Source organism: Pseudomonas sp. PSPC3-2, assembly GCF_049897085.1.
GTDB lineage: Bacteria > Pseudomonadota > Gammaproteobacteria > Pseudomonadales > Pseudomonadaceae > Aquipseudomonas > Aquipseudomonas paraveronii.
In genome coordinates, this window is sequence record NZ_JAFCVO010000004.1 from 214,229 (window position 1) to 232,498 (window position 18,270).

16 protein-coding genes and 1 tRNA gene are annotated in these 18,270 nt (G+C 57.2%); 6 read left to right on the plus strand and 11 right to left on the minus strand.

Annotated features, from left to right (window positions below; all coding sequences use genetic code 11):
* Window positions 1–47 precede the first annotated feature (47 nt).
* From ACP7CJ_RS09510 to trmJ, 4 genes are all read right to left on the minus strand, one after another.
* The gene (locus tag ACP7CJ_RS09510) at window positions 48–1,262 is read right to left on the minus strand and encodes an IscS subfamily cysteine desulfurase (protein WP_247399828.1); all 1,215 of its coding nucleotides are present in this window, start codon (window positions 1,260–1,262) and stop codon (window positions 48–50) included.
* 50 nt (window positions 1,263–1,312) lie between these two features.
* Complete coding sequence (iscR, locus tag ACP7CJ_RS09515) at window positions 1,313–1,804, minus strand: Fe-S cluster assembly transcriptional regulator IscR (protein WP_003194020.1); 492 nt, start codon at window positions 1,802–1,804, stop codon at window positions 1,313–1,315.
* 303 nt (window positions 1,805–2,107) lie between these two features.
* Window positions 2,108–2,890, minus strand: a complete 783-nt coding sequence (cysE, locus tag ACP7CJ_RS09520) for a serine O-acetyltransferase (RefSeq protein WP_426100183.1) — start codon at window positions 2,888–2,890, stop codon at window positions 2,108–2,110.
* 2 nt (window positions 2,891–2,892) lie between these two features.
* Complete coding sequence (trmJ, locus tag ACP7CJ_RS09525) at window positions 2,893–3,663, minus strand: tRNA (cytosine(32)/uridine(32)-2'-O)-methyltransferase TrmJ (RefSeq protein WP_426100184.1); 771 nt, start codon at window positions 3,661–3,663, stop codon at window positions 2,893–2,895.
* 145 nt (window positions 3,664–3,808) lie between these two features.
* On the opposite strand from trmJ, the gene suhB reads away from it, so the two are divergent.
* Entirely contained in the window at window positions 3,809–4,624 is an 816-nt protein-coding gene (gene suhB / locus ACP7CJ_RS09530) for an inositol-phosphate phosphatase (RefSeq protein WP_276194746.1), read from the plus strand.
* A 209-nt stretch (window positions 4,625–4,833) separates the two neighbouring features.
* Here the strand turns inward: suhB and ACP7CJ_RS09535 are convergent, their stop codons facing one another.
* The 6 genes from ACP7CJ_RS09535 to queA form a co-directional block, all read right to left on the minus strand.
* Window positions 4,834–5,376, minus strand: coding sequence for a glycine zipper 2TM domain-containing protein (locus ACP7CJ_RS09535; RefSeq protein ID WP_276194748.1), 543 nt, complete (start codon window positions 5,374–5,376; stop codon window positions 4,834–4,836).
* A 124-nt stretch (window positions 5,377–5,500) separates the two neighbouring features.
* Complete coding sequence (secF, locus tag ACP7CJ_RS09540; protein ID WP_247399227.1) at window positions 5,501–6,415, minus strand: protein translocase subunit SecF; 915 nt, start codon at window positions 6,413–6,415, stop codon at window positions 5,501–5,503.
* Window positions 6,416–6,424: 9 nt separating this feature from the next.
* A complete protein-coding gene (gene secD / locus ACP7CJ_RS09545) occupies window positions 6,425–8,293 on the minus strand; it encodes a protein translocase subunit SecD (RefSeq protein ID WP_247399230.1) in 1,869 nt (622 codons plus the stop codon).
* A 62-nt stretch (window positions 8,294–8,355) separates the two neighbouring features.
* Window positions 8,356–8,694, minus strand: coding sequence for a preprotein translocase subunit YajC (gene yajC, locus ACP7CJ_RS09550; RefSeq protein WP_076017553.1), 339 nt, complete (start codon window positions 8,692–8,694; stop codon window positions 8,356–8,358).
* A gap of 43 nt (window positions 8,695–8,737) precedes the next feature.
* Window positions 8,738–9,853: a tRNA guanosine(34) transglycosylase Tgt gene (gene tgt, locus ACP7CJ_RS09555; protein WP_276197995.1), complete on the minus strand. Its 1,116-nt coding sequence runs from the start codon at window positions 9,851–9,853 to the stop codon at window positions 8,738–8,740.
* Between the two features lie 5 nt (window positions 9,854–9,858).
* Entirely contained in the window at window positions 9,859–10,923 is a 1,065-nt protein-coding gene (gene queA, locus ACP7CJ_RS09560) for a tRNA preQ1(34) S-adenosylmethionine ribosyltransferase-isomerase QueA (RefSeq protein ID WP_426100185.1), read from the minus strand.
* Window positions 10,924–11,031: 108 nt separating this feature from the next.
* Between queA and ACP7CJ_RS09565 the strand changes: the two genes are divergently transcribed.
* Window positions 11,032–11,116, plus strand: a tRNA-Leu gene (locus ACP7CJ_RS09565).
* 162 nt (window positions 11,117–11,278) lie between these two features.
* Here the strand turns inward: ACP7CJ_RS09565 and ACP7CJ_RS09570 are convergent.
* Window positions 11,279–11,587 (minus strand): DUF3077 domain-containing protein, encoded by a 309-nt coding sequence (locus ACP7CJ_RS09570; protein WP_426100186.1) that lies wholly within the window; start codon window positions 11,585–11,587, stop codon window positions 11,279–11,281.
* A gap of 94 nt (window positions 11,588–11,681) precedes the next feature.
* Between ACP7CJ_RS09570 and ACP7CJ_RS09575 the strand changes: the two genes are divergently transcribed.
* The 4 genes from ACP7CJ_RS09575 to ACP7CJ_RS09590 all read left to right on the plus strand — a co-directional run bounded on the left by ACP7CJ_RS09575 (window position 11,682) and on the right by ACP7CJ_RS09590 (window position 18,261).
* Complete coding sequence (locus tag ACP7CJ_RS09575; protein ID WP_426100187.1) at window positions 11,682–12,221, plus strand: DinB family protein; 540 nt, start codon at window positions 11,682–11,684, stop codon at window positions 12,219–12,221.
* Between the two features lie 767 nt (window positions 12,222–12,988).
* Entirely contained in the window at window positions 12,989–14,641 is a 1,653-nt protein-coding gene (locus ACP7CJ_RS09580; protein ID WP_426100188.1) for a methyl-accepting chemotaxis protein, read from the plus strand.
* 647 nt (window positions 14,642–15,288) lie between these two features.
* Window positions 15,289–17,619 carry a TonB-dependent receptor gene (locus ACP7CJ_RS09585; protein ID WP_426100189.1) on the plus strand — a complete coding sequence of 777 codons (2,331 nt, stop codon included), beginning with the start codon at window positions 15,289–15,291 and terminating at the stop codon, window positions 17,617–17,619.
* Window positions 17,620–17,931: 312 nt separating this feature from the next.
* Window positions 17,932–18,261, plus strand: coding sequence for a hypothetical protein (locus ACP7CJ_RS09590; protein WP_247396101.1), 330 nt, complete (start codon window positions 17,932–17,934; stop codon window positions 18,259–18,261).
* Window positions 18,262–18,270: the final 9 nt, after the last annotated feature.

Consider the following 18,270-nt stretch of genomic DNA (forward strand, 5'->3'; position numbering starts at 1 on the left):
GCGTTTTCCGCCACGTTCCTACAGAGCCGGGGTGGCGGCTTCTATAGTTAGTGTGCCGCCCACTCGATCTTGGAAATATCGATGCCGTCTTTGTACATATCCCAGAGCGGCGACAAGGTGCGCAGCTTGGTGACGGCCTCGCAGACTTTCTGCGCGGCGTAGTCGACTTCTTCTTCGGTGGTGAAACGGCCAAACGTAAAGCGGATCGAGCTGTGCGCCAGTTCGTCGTTGCGGCCAAGGGCGCGCAGCACGTAGGACGGCTCAAGGGAGGCCGAGGTGCAGGCCGAACCGGACGAAACCGCCAGGTCCTTGAGCGCCATGATCAGCGACTCGCCTTCGACGTAGTTGAAGCTCAAATTCAGGTTGTGCGGTACACGGGCAGTCATGCTGCCATTGATGTACAGCTCTTCAAGGTTTTCGACCTGCTTGTAGAAGCGATCGCTCAGAGCCTTGATGCGCACGTTTTCGGCAGCCATGTCTTCCTTGGCTACGCGGAATGCTTCGCCCATACCAACGATCTGGTGGGTCGCCAGGGTGCCCGAACGCATGCCGCGCTCGTGACCGCCACCGTGCATGGTGGCTTCGATGCGCACGCGAGGTTTGCGGCTCACGTACAGGGCACCGATGCCTTTAGGACCGTAGGTTTTGTGCGCCGAGAACGACATCAGGTCGACTTTCAGCTTCGACAGGTCAATGTCGACCTTGCCGGTGGACTGAGCAGCGTCGACGTGCAGCAACACACCTTTGGAGCGGGTCAGCTCGCCGATGGCCGCGATGTCGTTGATGGTGCCGATTTCGTTGTTCACGTGGATCACGGAAACGAGGATGGTGTCTTCACGCATCGCCGCTTCGATCATCGCCGGCGTCACGATACCGTCGGTGGTCGGCTCGAGGTAGGTGACTTCGAACCCTTCACGCTCCAATTGGCGCATGGTGTCGAGGACCGCCTTGTGCTCGATCTTGGTGGTGATCAGGTGCTTGCCTTTGGTCGCGTAGAAATGCGCGGCGCCCTTGATTGCCAGGTTGTCGGATTCGGTAGCTCCGGAGGTCCAGACGATTTCGCGTGGGTCGGCACCCACCAGGTCAGCGACTTGACGACGAGCGTTTTCAACCGCTTCTTCGGCTTTCCAGCCAAATACGTGGGAACGGGACGCCGGGTTGCCGAAGTTTCCGTCAACCAGCAGGCATTCGCTCATCTTTTGCGCGACACGTGGATCAACTGGGGTGGTCGCTGAGTAATCAAGGTAAATCGGCAATTTCATGGACTTTCTCCTAAATCAGGCTGGCTGGCGTGCCGTTAGCTCTTCGGCTGTCACTCGACGGCGGACGCTTCAATCTTGTCCAGACGCGGCGCCTTGGTGTTGCAACGGCGCTGGTCCTGACGCTGGGCTACTTCTTGCACCTCACGGCGAGTCACAAGATCAGCCAAGCTGATACCACTCAAAAACTCATGGATCTGCAGGCTCAAGTCACACCACAAGTGGTGGGTCAGGCAGGTGTCGCCGGCGTGGCAATCACCCAAACCCTGGCATTTGGTGGCATCGACGGATTCGTTGACCGCGTCGATCACCTGGGCCACCTGGATACCCTGCATATCGCGGGACAGTTGATAGCCGCCACCCGGCCCACGCACGCTGGAGACCAGATTGCTGCGGCGCAATTTGGCGAACAGCTGTTCGAGGTAGGACAGGGAAATGCCTTGGCGCTCGGAGATATCGGCCAGGGACACCGGCCCAGTTTGCGCGTGCAAAGCCAAATCAAGCATGGCGGTCACCGCGTATCGGCCTTTTGTAGTCAGTCTCATGGACAAGTACCAAGGTGTTTCAGAATGGGAGCAAGTATGCGATTCCCGAGTATTTAAGTCAACTATAAGACCTAGTACTTTAGTCAGGATTAGCCGTAAAAAGGGCGCGCAAATAATATCAGGATGGGGTGGGGACGAACAGCAGGAACAGGGCCGAGCAGGAATTCAGAGACCAATGGAGATCAACATGCGGAAGGGGGCTTGCTCCCGATGGCGACGGATCAGTCAATGTATTGGGTGACTGAACCACCGCTATCGGGGGCAAGCCCCCTCCCACAGGGTATTTCGGCTGATCGTGAGACTTCAGCCGACCTTGGTGGCGGCTTCGTCTTTGATCTCGGCGAAGTCCTCTTCGCGCAGCGAAGGCAGGTCTTTCGCACAATAGCTGCTGCCCAACTCCTTCAGAGCACCACACATGCCGTCCAGCTTGCCATCTACCGCCTGCAGGTGATCAAGCAACTGGCCGATGGCACGAGCCACCGGGTCGGGCATGTCTTCGCTGACGCCGTAGGCATCGAAGCCGATCTTCTCGGCCATAGCCTTGCGCTTGGCTTCCTGCTCATCACCGACTTCCGGCTTGACGATGATCCGCCCTGGAATCCCAACCACGGTTGCCCCGGGCGGCACGGCTTTGGTCACCACTGCATTGGAGCCGACCTTGGCCCCAGCCCCCACAGTGAACGGGCCAAGCACCTTGGCGCCCGCCCCTACCACCACGCCGTTTTCCAGGGTCGGGTGGCGCTTGCCTTTATTCCAACTGGTACCGCCAAGGGTCACGCCCTGGTACAGGGTCACGTCATCGCCGATTTCGGCGGTCTCGCCAATGACGATGCCCATACCGTGGTCGATGAAGAAGCGGCGGCCGACCTTGGCGCCCGGGTGAATCTCGATGCCGGTCAACCAGCGCCCAAAGTTGGACACCACCCGCGCCAGCCATTTCCAACCCATGCCCCACAAGGCACCGGACAGCCGATGAATCCAGATCGCATGCATGCCCGGGTAGCAAGTCAGCACTTCAAAGGCATTGCGCGCCGCCGGGTCCCGGTGGAAAACACTCTGGATATCTTCTCGCAAACGCTCGAACATTTTTAATCCTTCCGCTTAAGAAGCTCGCCACGGGCCGCTTTCTGGGTTTCCGTGAGGATGCCACGCAATATATTCATTTCCGCTCGACTGACCGAGCTGCGTCCGTACAGGCGACGCAGGCGCGCCATCAAGTGCCGGGGTTTTTCCGGATCGAGGAATTCAATGGCCACCAGGGTTTGCTCCAGGTGCTCATAGAACCGCTCCAGCTCGTCCATGGTGGCCAACTCGCCACTTTTGGTCGATGCCACTTCATCCTTCTCGACCTTGCTCGGCTGCCCTTCAGCGGCCAGCCAGGCCATGCGCACTTCGTAACTCAACACCTGCACCGCCGCCCCGAGGTTCAGCGAGCTGAACTCGGGGTCTGATGGAATATGCACGTGATAATGACATCGCTGCAGCTCTTCGTTGGTCAGGCCGGAGTCTTCACGACCGAACACCAGGGCGACTTCAGCGCCGCCGGCGGCTTCCTCCACCACTTTGGTCCCGCACTCACGCGGATCGAGCAATGGCCAAGGGATTCGACGGTCGCGGGCGCTGGTGCCAAGCACCAGGTTGCAGCCGACCAATGCATCTTCCAGGGTGGCGACGACCTGGGCATTTTCAAGGATGTCATTGGCGCCAGAGGCACGGGCATCGGCCTCGTGGTGCGGGAACACGCGCGGCTCGACCAGCACCAGGCGCGTCAGCCCCATGTTTTTCATGGCTCGCGCCACCCCGCCGATATTGCCGGGATGACTGGTATTGACCAAGACGACACGAATGTTTTGCAGCAAGGGAGGCGCTCTCGGACACGGGAAAGGGGAGCAAATCTTACAGAACAGCCTAAGGTTATGCCATGAAAGCTCACGTCGTCCTTCACCTGAAGAAAGTTTCTGCTAGAATGCTCGGCTTTCTTTAACAACCTTAGGTGACACATCCATGCAGCCCATGCTGAATATCGCGCTGCGCGCCGCCCGCAGCGCCAGTGAATTGATCTTCCGCTCCATCGAGCGCCTGGATACCATCAAGGTCGACGAAAAAGACGCCAAGGATTATGTATCCGAGGTGGATCGCGCCGCCGAGCAGAAAATCATCGACGCCCTGCGCAAGGCCTACCCTACCCACAGCATTCTCGGCGAAGAAACCGGCATGCATAAAGGCAGCGGCGAAGGCGAAGACTACCTGTGGATCATCGACCCACTGGATGGCACCACCAACTTCCTGCGCGGCATCCCGCACTTTGCCGTGAGCATCGCCTGCAAATACCGTGGCCGCCTGGAACACGCCGTTGTGCTGGACCCGGTTCGCCAGGAAGAATTCACCGCCAGCCGTGGCCGTGGAGCCCAGTTGAACGGTCGTCGCCTGCGCGTCAGCGGCCGCACCAGCCTGGACGGCGCCCTGCTGGGCACCGGCTTCCCATTCCGTGACGACCAGATGGACAACCTGGACAACTACCTGGGCATGTTCCGCGCCCTGGTTGGCCAGACCGCCGGCATCCGCCGCGCCGGTGCAGCCAGCCTGGACCTAGCCTACGTGGCCGCCGGTCGTTTTGATGCATTCTGGGAATCGGGCCTGTCCGAGTGGGACATGGCGGCGGGCGCGCTGCTGATCCAAGAAGCCGGCGGCCTGGTGAGCGACTTCACTGGTGGTCACGACTTCCTGGAAAAGGGCCACGTGGTTGCCGGTAACACCAAATGCTTCAAGGCAGTATTGACGGCGATCCAGCCGCACCTGCCGGCTTCGCTGAAGCGCTAAGCGAGCGAGCGAGCACAAAAAAGCACCCCTCGGGGTGCTTTTTTTATGCCTGGAATTTGGCGTTAACTTAAATACCAGCAACACCACAAGCCAACCGTGGAAGGGGGCTTGCCCCGGATATCGGAGTTTCAGCTACAGATAGACTGACTGACACACCGCCATCGGGGGCAAGCCCCCTCCCCACATTGTGAACTGCGCCAGGCCCGGAATTACGGCTGGTTCTGACCGAGAATCAAACGCCCCTCTTTATCGACCGGGATCTGACCGCCTGGATCACGATCCATGCGCACCGTACCTTCCTTGCCACCCAAGGTGTAACGCACGTCATAGCCGACAACCTTGTCGCTGATGTCGTTGACGGTGTTACAACGGGTTTGCGTGGTGGTGTAGGTATCGCGGTTCTGCATGCCTTCCTGAACCTTGTTACCGGCGTAGCCGCCACCGACCGCACCGGCTACGGTGGCCAGTTTCTTACCGTTACCGCCACCGACCTGGTTACCCAACAGGCCACCCGCCAGCGCACCGACCACCGTACCAACGATCTGGTGTTGATCCTGCACCGGCTTCTGCCGGGTCACTGCGACGTCCTTGCAGACCTCGCGAGGCGTCTTAATCTGGGTGTTCACCGGCTGCACCGCCAGCACTTGCGCATACTCAGGGCCGCTTTTTACCAGGCTATAGGTGGCAACAGCACCCCCGGCAGTCACACCGACAGCACCCAATACCGCACCAACCAGCAACGACTTGTTCACGTTGAACCTCCTGACCATCACAAACGGACCGAAAGATCCGCGCTATACCCAGCCTTGGAGCAAAAAAAAAGGCGCGAGTTCAATACTCGCGCCTTCTTTGTAACAACAAATCAACGCTCACCCATCAAGGGCGGTCGTCGACCTCCTTGCCAGTCGCGGCCGGAGGGATCAGGTCTTCGCTGTTGAGGTTCAGCCAGATCAGCACCACGTTGGCGATGTAGATCGACGAGTAGGTGCCCGCCAGAACGCCGATAAACAGCGCCAGGGAGAAGCCCCACAGGTTGTCACCACCAAAGATCATCAGTGCCGCGATCGCCAGCAAGGTGGAGATCGACGTCGCCATGGTCCGCAACAGGGTCTGAGTGGTGGAGATGTTGATGTTCTCGATCAGCGTCGCCTTGCGCAGTACCCGGAAGTTCTCTCGAACCCGGTCGAATACCACGATGGTGTCGTTGAGGGAGTAACCAATGATCGCCAGCACGGCAGCCAGTACGGTCAGGTCGAAGGTGATCTGGAAGTACGCCAGGATACCCACGGTTACCACCACGTCATGGATCAGCGACACAATGGCGCCAACCCCGAACTTCCACTGAAAGCGGAAAGCCAGGTAGATCATGATGCCGCCGAGCGCCATCAGCATGCCGAGACCACCCTGGTCGCGCAGCTCTTCACCCACTTGCGGGCCGACGAACTCGACGCGCTTGACCGACGCTGGGTTATCACCGCCGACCTTCTGCAAGGCCTCGGCGACCTGATGACCCAGTTGCGGGTCTTCGCCCGGCATGCGCACCAGCAGGTCGGTGGTCGCACCGAAGCTCTGCACGATAGCTTCGTGATAGCCGGCCTTGACCAGCTCGCTGCGCACCTGGCTAACGTCGGCTGGCTTCTCGTAGGTCAGCTCGATGAGCGTACCGCCGGTGAAGTCCAGACCGTAGTTAAGGCCCTTATGGAACCAGCTGAACAACGCCAGAACGGTAAGGAGCACAGTGACGCCGAACGCAATATTGCGAACGCCCATGAAGTTGATTGTACGTAACATGGCAGCCCCTTAAATCCACAACTTCTTGAAGTCACGCCCGCCAAAGATCAGGTTGACCATTGCGCGGGTCACCATGATGGCCGTGAACATCGAGGTAAAGATACCGAGGGACATGGTCACCGCAAAACCTTTGACCGGGCCGGTACCCATGGCAAAGAGAATCCCGCCGACCAGCAATGTGGTCAGGTTGGAGTCGAGAATCGCGGTAAATGCCCGGCCGAAGCCTTCGTTGATTGCACGCTGCACGGTCATGCCAGCGGCGATCTCTTCACGAATCCGCGAGAAGATCAGCACGTTGGCGTCCACCGCCATACCCATGGTCAGCACGATACCGGCGATACCTGGCAGGGTCAGCGTAGCACCCAGCAGCGACATCAAGGCCAGCAGCATCACCATGTTGCCCGCCAGGGCCACGGTAGCGATGATGCCGAAGAAGCGGTAGATGGCGATGATGAACAGCGACACGAACAGCATGCCCCACAAGGCCGCATCGACACCCTTGGTGATGTTGTCGGCACCCAGGCTCGGGCCGATGGTGCGCTCTTCAGCGAAGTACATCGGCGCAGCCAGGCCACCGGCACGCAGCAGCAGGGCCAGCTCGGACGATTCGCCCTGGCCGTTCAGGCCGGTGATGCGGAATTGAGCACCCAGCGGCGACTGGATGGTCGCCAGGCTGATGATCTTCTTCTCTTCCTTGAAGGTCTGCACCGGCACGTCTTTCTCGACGCCGTTGACCATTTGCTTGGTGTAGGTGGTGATCGGGCGTTGCTCGATGAAGATCACCGCCATGCTGCGACCGACGTTGCTGCGCGTGGCGCGGCTCATCAGTTCGCCGCCGTGGCCATCCAGGCGGATGTTCACTTCAGGCGTACCGTGCTCGCCGAAACCGGCCTTGGCGTCAGTCACCTGGTCGCCGGTGATGATCAAGCCACGCTCGATCTGCGCCGCAGGGCGGTTGCCTTCACGGAACTCGAAGGTCTCGGAAGTGGCTTTGGAAGCACCCGGCTCGGCGGCCAGACGGAATTCCAGGTTGGCTGTCTTACCGAGGATGCGCTTGGCTTCAGCGGTGTCCTGCACGCCCGGCAGCTCAACCACGATGCGGTTGGCACCCTGGCGCTGAACGATCGGCTCGGCCACACCCAGTTCGTTGACGCGGTTACGTACCGTGGTCAAGTTCTGCTTGATGGAGTATTCGCGGATTTCCGCCAGCTTGGCCGGGGTCATCGCCAGACGCAGTACAGGTTGACCGTTGAGGTCGGCCGGTACGATGTCGAAATCGTTGAAGTTCTTGCGGATCAGCGCACGGGCCTGTTCGCGCGCGGCCTCGTCAGAGAAGCCCAGCTGGATGGCACCGTTGAGCTGCGGCAGGCTGCGATAACGCAACTTCTCTTTACGCAGCAGGCTCTTCACGTCGCCTTCGTAGACTTTCAGGCGCGCGTCGAGGGCCTTGTCCATGTCGACTTCCAGCAGGAAGTGAACACCACCGGACAAGTCCAGACCCAGCTTCATCGGGTGCGCACCAATGCTGCGCAGCCATTTTGGCGTGGTCTGTGCCAGGTTGAGCGCGACAACATAGTCGTCACCCATGGCCTTGCGCACGACGTCTTTGGCCGGCAACTGGTCTTCTTGCTTGGTCAGGCGCAACAAGCCGCCCTTCGCATCAGCTGCCAAGGTTGCCGCTTTAACCTGGATACCCGCATCGGTGAGCGCTTTGCTCGCGCGTTCCAGGTCAGCCTGATTGACCTTCAGCGAAGTGCTGGCGCCAGAGATCTGGATCGCAGGGTCATCAGGATAGAGATTGGGAGCGGAATAAATAAAACCGATCGCCAGCACCGCCAGGATCAGTAGGTATTTCCACAGAGGGTATTTGTTCAGCATCACGCCGCCCGCTTATAACGCGGGGCGCCTTGCGCGCCCCGTCGATTGGTAAAGGTTGGAACTTAGATCGCTTTGAGCGTGCCTTTAGGCAACGTGGCGGCGATGGCGCCCTTCTGGAACTTCATTTCTACGGTGTCGGAGACTTCCAGAACCACGAAAGCGTCGGAAACCTTGGTGATCTTGCCCGCGATACCGCCGGTCGTCACAACTTCGTCACCTTTTTGCAGGCTGCCGAGCAGGTTTTTCTGCTCTTTGGCGCGCTTGGCCTGTGGACGCCAGATCATCAGGTAGAAGATGACCAGGAAGCCGACCAGGAAAATCCACTCGAAACCACCGCCCAGGGGGCCGGCAGCAGCAGGCGCAGCGGCATCAGCCATGGCGTTAGAGATAAAAAAGCTCATTTAGCACTCCAGTTGCAAATAGTGAATCTTAGGGTCGGAAAACTCAGTCCAAGGGCGGCACAGGGAGCCCGCGCTTGGCATAGAAGGCATCGACGAAGGCGGCCAATGTACCCTGTTGAATAGCCTCGCGCAAACCAGCCATCAGGACTTGGTAGTGACGCAAATTGTGGATGGTATTCAACATGCTACCCAGCATTTCCCCGCACTTGTCCAGATGGTGCAGATAAGCACGGGAGAAGTTCTGGCAGGTGTAGCAGTCACAGGTGGGATCGAGCGGCGAATCATCATGGCGATGGAACGCGTTACGGATCTTCAGCACGCCTGTATCGATGAACAGATGCCCATTGCGGGCATTACGGGTTGGCATCACGCAATCGAACATGTCCACACCGCGGCGCACACCCTCTACGAGATCTTCCGGTTTGCCAACGCCCATAAGGTAACGAGGTTTGTCAGCCGGCATCAGGCCCGGCAGGTAATCCAGCACCTTGATCATCTCGTGCTTGGGCTCACCTACCGACAGACCGCCGATGGCCAGACCGTCGAAGCCGATCTTGTCCAAGCCTTCCAGCGAGCGTTTACGCAGGCTTTCATGCATGCCGCCCTGGACGATACCGAACAGCGCCGCGGTGTTGTCGCCGTGGGCGTTCTTCGAGCGCTGGGCCCAACGCAGCGACAACTCCATGGAAACCCGCGCGACGTCTTCATCAGCCGGGTACGGCGTGCATTCGTCAAAAATCATCACAATGTCGGAGCCCAGGTCGCGCTGGACCTGCATCGACTCTTCCGGGCCCATGAACACTTTGGAACCGTCGACCGGCGAGGCGAAGGTCACGCCCTCCTCCTTGATCTTGCGCATCGCGCCCAGGCTGAACACCTGGAAACCACCCGAGTCAGTGAGGATCGGGCCTTGCCACTTCATGAAGTCATGCAGGTCGCCGTGCTTCTTGATCACTTCCGTGCCCGGGCGCAGCCACAGGTGGAAGGTGTTGCCGAGGATGATCTCGGCGCCGGTGGCGACGATGTCGCGCGGCATCATGCCTTTGACGGTGCCGTAGGTGCCCACAGGCATGAATGCCGGGGTCTCGACGGTGCCGCGTGGGAACGTCAGGCGACCGCGACGGGCTTTGCCGTCAGTGGCCAGCAATTCAAACGACATACGGCTCATAGTTGTTCCTCGGGGCCCGCGTCTTTAGGGGCAGTCGGCGCCGGATTACGGGTGATAAACATCGCATCACCGTAGCTGAAAAAACGGTATCCATTGTCGATGGCGGCCTGATAAGCAGCCATGGTTTCCGGATAACCGGCAAATGCCGACACCAGCATCAACAGCGTGGATTCCGGCAAATGGAAGTTGGTCACCAGGGCATCGACCACATGAAACGGCCGGCCAGGGTAAATAAAGATATCGGTGTCGCCACTGAACGGCTTGAGCACGCCATCACGCGCCGCGCTTTCCAGGGAACGCACGCTGGTGGTGCCCACGGCAATAACCCGTCCGCCGCGCGCCTTGCACGCGTTGACCGCGTCCACGACGTCCTGGCTGACTTCCAGCCATTCGCTGTGCATATGGTGGTCTTCGATGTTATCCACACGCACCGGCTGAAACGTCCCGGCCCCCACGTGCAGGGTCACATACGCAGTCTCGACGCCCTTGGCGGTGATCGCATCCAGCAACGGCTGGTCAAAATGCAGCCCGGCCGTCGGCGCGGCCACGGCGCCGAGGCGCTGGGAGTAGACCGTCTGATAGCGCTCGCGGTCCGAGTCTTCGTCGGGGCGGTCTATATAAGGAGGTAACGGCATATGGCCGACGCGTTCCAGCAGCGGCAACACTTCCTCGGCAAACTTGAGCTCGAACAACGCATCATGGCGCGCCACCATCTCGGCTTCGCCACCGCCATCGATCAGCAGGGTCGAACCCGGTTTCGGCGACTTGCTGGAACGCACATGGGCCAGCACGCGATGGCTGTCCAACACCCGCTCCACCAGAATTTCCAGCTTGCCGCCGGAGGCTTTCTGGCCAAACAGCCGCGCCGGAATCACACGGGTATTGTTGAACACCATCAAATCGCCTGGGCGTAAATGCTCAAGCAAATCAGTGAATTGACGGTGTGCGAGGGCACCACTCACCCCGTCCAGGGTCAGCAGTCGACTGGCGCGACGCTCGGCCAAAGGGTGGCGAGCGATCAGCGAATCAGGGAGCTCAAAAGTAAAGTCAGCAACGCGCATGATGGGGTTCGTCTAGCAGGGCCGGGAAGTCTAGCGGAAATAGTCAAAATTGACCATGAAACGTGATTGACCAACGGTAATCTCATCTCTATACTTCGCCGCCATTGAGCCCTGATGGCGGAATTGGTAGACGCGGCGGATTCAAAATCCGTTTTCGAAAGAAGTGGGAGTTCGATTCTCCCTCGGGGCACCATCTTAAAAAAAGACCTTGAAATTCAAGGTCTTTTTTTTCGCCTGTCGAAAAGTGGGCAACCGACAAAATCCCTGGCCACCGCTCCCTCAACTTGAAACACGGCCCGTTGTGGGAGCTGGCTGCCTGCGATAGCGTCAGCCGCAACGCCCTCAAACCACCAGACTAAATACCCGCCACGTCACCCTCCTCCATCACCCCATTGGGCAACACCCCATTCGCCAAATCATCCACCACCGCCTTCGCCATCTCCCCCAAATAATGCGCCGCCCAGGCATAACGATCCGCGCCCGTGTCCATGGCGGCATCCAACGCCAGCAGTTTTGAACAGCGCAGCAACTCGGAGGCATGCTCCAGGGCATCGCGGATGGGCACGCCGGAATTGACGCGGAATAGCCGGTGAAGGTTGGGCTGTTTGCCACAGGTGGAAAAGGTGATGACACCTAGGGTTTTGTTGAGGGGTAGGTTGATCATTGGACACCTCCTGGATGGGCGGAGGTGTGGGTTTTGGGATTGCGGGGGTATGGCCTATCCTTGAACCCCAAACGAATCCACTAGGTAATCCCGAGTGAACTACTTCTTGGCGCAGGCACAAAATAACAGGTGGTCGAATCGGCGATTGCTTTCGGCATGCCTGGCGTTGAGTCATGAGGAATATGTCGCCACCAGAACGGGCTTCTTTCCCTCAATAGAGCGAACACTGCTGCATATACTGGATGTAGACCAGTTCTATCTGGCGGCATTAAACGCCGACTTGGAAGCGCAACGCCAAGAGCTTCCTGGAGACATGTCGCTAGCACAGAGCGCGCAGCTTCAATCGACTGTGGACGAGCGGCTGGTAGCCTTTTGTGAACACTTGGACGAGCGCACATTGAGCCATCTGGTAGGCGTTGTTAGGGCTCAGGGAGTCGTTATGGAGCAAGTTGACCGCCTGCTGCTACACCTGTTTCAGCATCAGATCCATCACCGAGGACAGATTCACGCCATGCTGTCGGGCACCCATGTCACACCGCCCCAATTAGACGAGTACTATCTGGATGGGGATGCTGCGTTACGCGCTGCGGACGAAGATCGATTAACGTTTCATCCGGATAGCGTGCTTGACTGAGCGTTCGCTATCGGCCGGGGGTGTAAAACTCCGACGAATGTTCGGTAGATCAAAACATGAGCCCTAAATCGCGCCTCTACGTGAATTCCTAGCCGGTATAGACCTGAGCTACTTTTCTGAAATCGACGTAGAATCCTAAAATCGTGATGGTGGCTCTTTTCCGGCCTTTATATGCGAAAAGACTTTATCTGGATCTGCCTTGCCCCAATATCTGAACAGAAGGCGAGGTTCGGTATTTGCGAAATATTGATCCACGATGCTCTCGGACGGTACGCAGAACTCAGGTTCTGACCATTACTGCGCTAAAACACCTATTGGTTTGTCAGACGAACAAATAATCCAAGTAGCGGCAAGGCGTTGTCGAACAATCAGGGGACTGACCCCGATTCCCCCATTTGACGCCTGAACGGACACGGACTCAAACCACCCAGCGCAAAAAAGCCCACCGGAGTGGGCTTTGCTGTGGGGCATTTAACCAATGCCCCGTTATGGGAGCCAATTAAGTACAACCAAGTTAAATATAGAGCGCTTCTTATTCACAAGAATACTTGCACAGCAAGTGCACAACCAGGGACACAGGGCGTATTCGAATAGATATCAGCAGATCACACAAGCAATTCGATTGAGTTGTTTGTTTTTTAAATGATAGATTTCTTATCAAAACTGGATTTACCCCTTGAAATACTCGCACCGCAAGCCGCATAGTGTCAATACGCCATACTCCTAGTTGCGCCACAAGAAAGACTGAAAGCGAGAGGAATACCTACATGTTAACTACCTTATTGGTAAGAACAAAGTTGATGTTAGGCTTTGGAACAATGGTATTCATTATATTAATGGCTTCTGCGTTATCAGTCATTAGCTTAAATGAGTCGAACCTGCGTTTCTCAAGCTATGTCGATGGTTTGGATATGCGCATGGGTTTGATGAATGATTTGCTGCTCGCTGCGCAGCAACGTGCTATTTCAGCGCGCAATCTTGTACTGGTCACCTCTGCAACTGACCGACAGTCTGAGGCCGACAGCATAAACGCCGAACATCAGAACGTTAAAAGGCTTTTGTCGGAATTAGTAGCTGGAGTAAACGCATTGCCTCCATCTGCCAATAGTGATACTGCCCGAAACTTGCTTGCTGAGATTGAGAAAATTGAGAAAGTCTATGGCCCTGTCGCCTTAGAGATTACGCGACTGGCCATGAGTGGCGATAATAGCGCAGCCATTAACATGATGAATAACGAATGTTTGCCACTCCTAAAAAAATTGGTGGCCAGCGTCAACAACTACAAGGACTTCAACTCAAAGAGCGCACAGATTAGTGTTAGTGACTCGCAGGCTGAATATAAAAACAATCGGAATTTCATGATGCTTTTTTGCGCGATAGCGATTGTCATAGGGGTGGCGCTTACTATTCTAATAGTTCGTGGACTATCACGTGCCCTTGGTGCAGAGCCCACCGTCTTGTCGACAATCGCTCAGCGCGTTGCCAGTGGTGACTTGCGCCCGATTTCCGAAGCAAAAATGTCAGTGACTGGTAGCGTGCTGTCCTCCTTAAGTGAAATGCAGTCACGCCTGAGCTTGCTTATTAGCCAGGTCAATACTTCATCGGAAGTTATCTCTACTGCGGCTGTGGAGCTTTCCTCTGCGACAGAGCAGACCCGTGTCGGTGTAGAAAGCCAGAGAATTGAAATCGACCAAGTCGCGACCGCGATCCACGAAATGGTAGCAACCACCCTTGAAGTTGCGCGCAACTCCGAAGCAGCAGCCCATGCTGCACTCAGCGCTAACCTTCAAGCGCAGGCCGGTGGCACCATGGCGAAAGACGCAATCAACCAGATAAAACGTCTGGCCTCTGAAGTGGCAAAATCTGCCGCAGCGATGGCACAACTCAAAAAGGAGAGTTTGAATATAGGCGGTGTATTGCAAGTCATCACCTCCGTCGCTGATCAAACCAACTTGTTGGCGCTAAATGCGGCTATCGAAGCGGCTAGGGCGGGCGATGCTGGTCGAGGGTTTGCGGTGGTAGCCGATGAGGTGAGAACGCTTGCCAAACGAACTCAGGGCGCGACCCTAGAGATTGGAACGCTGACCGCCAATCTGCAAAAAATAGCTGAAGAAGCTGCCGAGATGATGGAAGTCTGTCGCGGTCTGACTGATGAAACCGTCATACAGGTTTCAAACACCGGAAACTCGGTTGACACCATCGTGGAGATGATTGACAACATCCAGCAGATGGTAAGGCAAATCGCAACTGCAGGTGAGGAACAAAGTTGTGTGGCTGAAGAAATCAACCGTAGTGTTACTTCAGTTCGCGATATTGCGGATGACTCAGCTTTATCGTGCGAGAAAACTGCCCATTCAAGCAGTAACTTGGCGACCCTAGGAAACGTGCTCCAGCAGCAAATAGGTAACTTTAAGGTTTGACCCGTTCATTTAAAATAGCGTCTGGCGGATTGAGGAGCACGCGATTTTATTCACGCTCAGGATAGTTTTCCACAGACGCAGAAAAAAACGTAAGTGCGCCATAAACCCCATCCACTTCAAGACGGGCAGAACGCTCCGCTAGGCGATGCCTTTCTGAGCGCACCCATCGCGCCACCGGCCTGCGTGACACCAACGACATAGCCATCTTCAACGCAGATGTCACCACCCCAGGCCAAACCGTGGTGCTGCAAGGTGAGACGCTTCAGAAAACCTGGGAGATTCAGAACCTCGGCGCCCGCCCCTGGCGCGGGCGGAAATTTGTACGGGTAGACGGCGAATACGCAATCGCCCGCCATGGGCATAATAGAAAGGAAACCTTGGCGACTGTAGTTAGCTAACTAACCTCCTCATCCTTATTACTGCCACACCGAAAATAATAGTGTAAGAGACGCGCCCCCCTTCGCCTCATCCAAAAGTCTTAACTCCCCTATTAATAGGTCGTGATTTTGCAAAGAGGCGTTGACGTATTTGTCACGTCAGGAATATGGTTTTCATACCCCCTCGCGCTTTATCAAGTGCCCCCCGACGTCCGGGGTTATACGTATTGGTAAATTGCGAAAAAATAAAAACAAATACGCAGGCCGACCATGCACCAGACGTTAAAACGTATGCTCCTCTGCTCGGCCTGCATTTGCGTCCCCATTGTCGCGCACGCGCAAGAAACGGAATTGCCGACGATCCAAGTCATCGGCAGTTCTCCGGTAGCCGGCGACTCAATCGATCGGGATAAAGTGCCGACCGATACTCAATCGCTGATTGCCGATGATTTCGACCGCAATAAATCAGCCTCAGTCTTGGACACGCTCTCTCAACAGACCCCAGGCCTTCAGATCTCCGATGTCCAGGGCAACCCGTTCTCGCAGGACATCAATCTGCGTGGCTTCAGGGCCTCCGCTACGCAAGGAACCCCGCAGGGGCTGGCCGTTTATATGAACGGCGTGCGTATCAACGAAGCGTTCGGCGATACCGTGAATTTTGACCTGGTGCCCACCGTGGCCATTGACCGTGCTGACGTATGGACCAGCAATCCGGTCTTCGGACTCAACGCCCTCGGCGGGGCGATCAATCTGCAACTCAAGAACGGCTTCACCTATGACGGACTGGAAGCCGAGGTCACAGGAGGGTCGTTCGGACGCCTCGGCAGCTCTCTGCAATACGGTGCCCAAAAAGACAACTGGGCCTTCTACACCTCCGGTGAAGAAATCCATGAAGACGGCTGGCGTGATCACTCCTCTTCGAGGATCAAGCGGTTCTACACCGACCTTGGCTACAAGGACGACGAGCGTGAGTTCCATCTAAGCCTCTCGGGCGCGTCGAACACGCTGGGGGTCATTGGCCCGACCCCGGTCGAGGAACTGGCGCGTAGATACTCAAGCGTCTACACGTTTCCCCAGACAACCGAAAACAACATGTTGATGATCGGCCTTAACGGCAAGGTATCGATCAATGACGACTGGGCGGTGCAAAGCAATATCTACGTGCGCCATTTCGACCAGAAACATGTCGATGGCAACACCTCCGATGTGGCGGCATGTACGGGCGATCCCACGCAGTTATGCCTTGGCGACGCGGCCGCGCAGAACGCCAGGAGCGGAGAAAACCTAGCATCGAACTTGCTGCCTGGCAGCGGATTGAACCAGGGGATCGCCGGGTCGATAGACCGCACTCACGTCGACTCCGACACCGTCGGCGTCTCTCTCCAGACCACGTATGACGGCTCGCTCCTAAAGCTGAACAATCATTTCGTGGCAGGTGCCAACATCGATTATTCCAGCCTGTCGTTTTCCGGAAGCAATGAACTCGGGACGATACCGGACACCACGATAGATCCTTACGTAATCGGCTCCGGAATCACTTATCAGACCAGCGATGGCTTGATTCAACCGGTCAGGCTAAGCGCGAAGAATACCTATCAGGGGCTGTTTTCCTCCGATACGCTCGACATCACTGATCGCCTGTCGGCCACGCTCGGTGCGCGGCTGAATATCGCTCAGATCAACCTGAGTGACGCGCTGGGCAACTCGCCTGAACTCACCGGTGATCATCGCTACGCTCGCTTGAACCCACTCACAGGCCTCACCTACAAGCTGACGCCAGACCTGACCGTGTACGGCGGCTACTCCGAAGCCAACCGCGCGCCCACACCGCTCGAACTGGGTTGCGCAAACCCGGCGAAACCCTGCTTGCTCGAAGGCTTCCTGGTGTCAGACCCAACCCTGAAACAGGTGGTCTCAAAAACATACGAGGCAGGTCTTCGTGGTCACAGCACGGTGGGCGCCGACTCGACGATTGACTGGAAACTCGGCGCTTTCCGGACTAACAACACCGATGACATCGTCAGCCAGCCCAGCAGCCTGGTCCCAGGCTATGGCTACTATGTGAATGCGGGCAAAACCCGTCGCCAGGGTATCGATGCCTACGTCCAGTACCGAACTTCCGACTGGTCTGCCTACACGACGCTGGCCTATGTCGATGCAACCTACCAATCCAACCTGAGCCTGACGTCGGCCAACAATCCTCAAGCCGATGCCAACGGCAATATTGCTGTCGCCCGAGGCGAAAAAATCCCCGGTATTTCGCCATGGCAATTGAAGATGGGCGGGGATTATAAATTGACACCTGCCTTGACCCTCGGCGCAGACATGATCGCCAACAGTAGCCAGTATTACGTTGGCGACGATTCAAACCAGAACGCCAAGTTGGCCGGGTACGCGGTGTTCAATGTCCACAGCGATTATCAGCTTACCCAAACAATCAAACTCTTCGCGAAACTGGACAATGCCCTTGATCGCAAATATGCCACCTACGGTACGTTCGCCGCCGTTGGCGACATCCCGTCGCTTGGGCTATCCAATCCGCAAACCATCACCCCGGCGGCGCCTCGGGCGATGTATGCCGGCTTCAACGTGAAGTTCTGAGTCTCTTCGCAGCGTCCGCCCATCCGGCCCATACAATTGGTTACCGCCAATGCGGTTAAGAAACCCAACAATCCGCTGGTTACACGCCATCCGCAGCCCAACGCCTCGCCATTGGCGATATTAAGCTGCCGCGCCACCGCGCGCCCTGATTGCGCTGAAGTGGAAAACGCGAGCATGGCGGAGGTCACCCGCAACCAGGCTGCCGCAACCGCCGCGTGGAACTGATCCTGGAGCGCTGACGCGTGGGTCTTTTTTTTCCGGCGCAGAACAGTGATCATCGCCCTCCCCACCAAAGCCTGAGGAAGCGAGACCATGGAATTGACGCTGGAAGCGGTTGCGCTCTTCGCACTGAAACTGGTGCACGAGACCGACGGCGGCAGCCCGGTTTTGCGTGACGATCTGGTGATGGACGGGTACGAGCGGGAAGTGTTTGGGTTATTGGTGCGACGGGGGGATCTGCCTGCGATTCAACTCAAGATCGAGGAGTGCGCGGTGCAGGCGCTGGATACAGTGGGCGGCGCCCAGACGGTGCTGGGGCGGGAATTGCGGCGGTTGGCGACTGACGTGCAAAACGTCCGTCAACTCGATGCACTGCCCGCGCCGCTAACCACCCTCAAGGACTATTTGAAAGACATCCAGTGAATCGGTGAT

Bases quoted from the DNA above. Each gene is read 5' to 3' on its own strand.
- tgt (WP_276197995.1), bottom strand. From the start codon at position 9,853: ATGTCGTTTGAATTGCTGGCCACTGACGGCAAAGCCCGTCGCGGTCGC.
- ACP7CJ_RS09570 (WP_426100186.1), bottom strand. From the start codon at position 11,587: ATGATCAACCTACCCCTCAACAAAACCCTAGGTGTCATCACCTTTTCC.
- yajC (WP_076017553.1), bottom strand. From the start codon at position 8,694: ATGAGCTTTTTTATCTCTAACGCCATGGCTGATGCCGCTGCGCCTGCT.
- queA (WP_426100185.1), bottom strand. From the start codon at position 10,923: ATGCGCGTTGCTGACTTTACTTTTGAGCTCCCTGATTCGCTGATCGCT.
- ACP7CJ_RS09510 (WP_247399828.1), bottom strand. From the start codon at position 1,262: ATGAAATTGCCGATTTACCTTGATTACTCAGCGACCACCCCAGTTGAT.
- secF (WP_247399227.1), bottom strand. From the start codon at position 6,415: ATGTTACGTACAATCAACTTCATGGGCGTTCGCAATATTGCGTTCGGC.
- ACP7CJ_RS09590 (WP_247396101.1), top strand. From the start codon at position 17,932: ATGGAATTGACGCTGGAAGCGGTTGCGCTCTTCGCACTGAAACTGGTG.
- suhB (WP_276194746.1), top strand. From the start codon at position 3,809: ATGCAGCCCATGCTGAATATCGCGCTGCGCGCCGCCCGCAGCGCCAGT.
- secD (WP_247399230.1), bottom strand. From the start codon at position 8,293: ATGCTGAACAAATACCCTCTGTGGAAATACCTACTGATCCTGGCGGTG.
- ACP7CJ_RS09585 (WP_426100189.1), top strand. From the start codon at position 15,289: ATGCACCAGACGTTAAAACGTATGCTCCTCTGCTCGGCCTGCATTTGC.
- cysE (WP_426100183.1), bottom strand. From the start codon at position 2,890: ATGTTCGAGCGTTTGCGAGAAGATATCCAGAGTGTTTTCCACCGGGAC.
- ACP7CJ_RS09580 (WP_426100188.1), top strand. From the start codon at position 12,989: ATGTTAACTACCTTATTGGTAAGAACAAAGTTGATGTTAGGCTTTGGA.
- iscR (WP_003194020.1), bottom strand. From the start codon at position 1,804: ATGAGACTGACTACAAAAGGCCGATACGCGGTGACCGCCATGCTTGAT.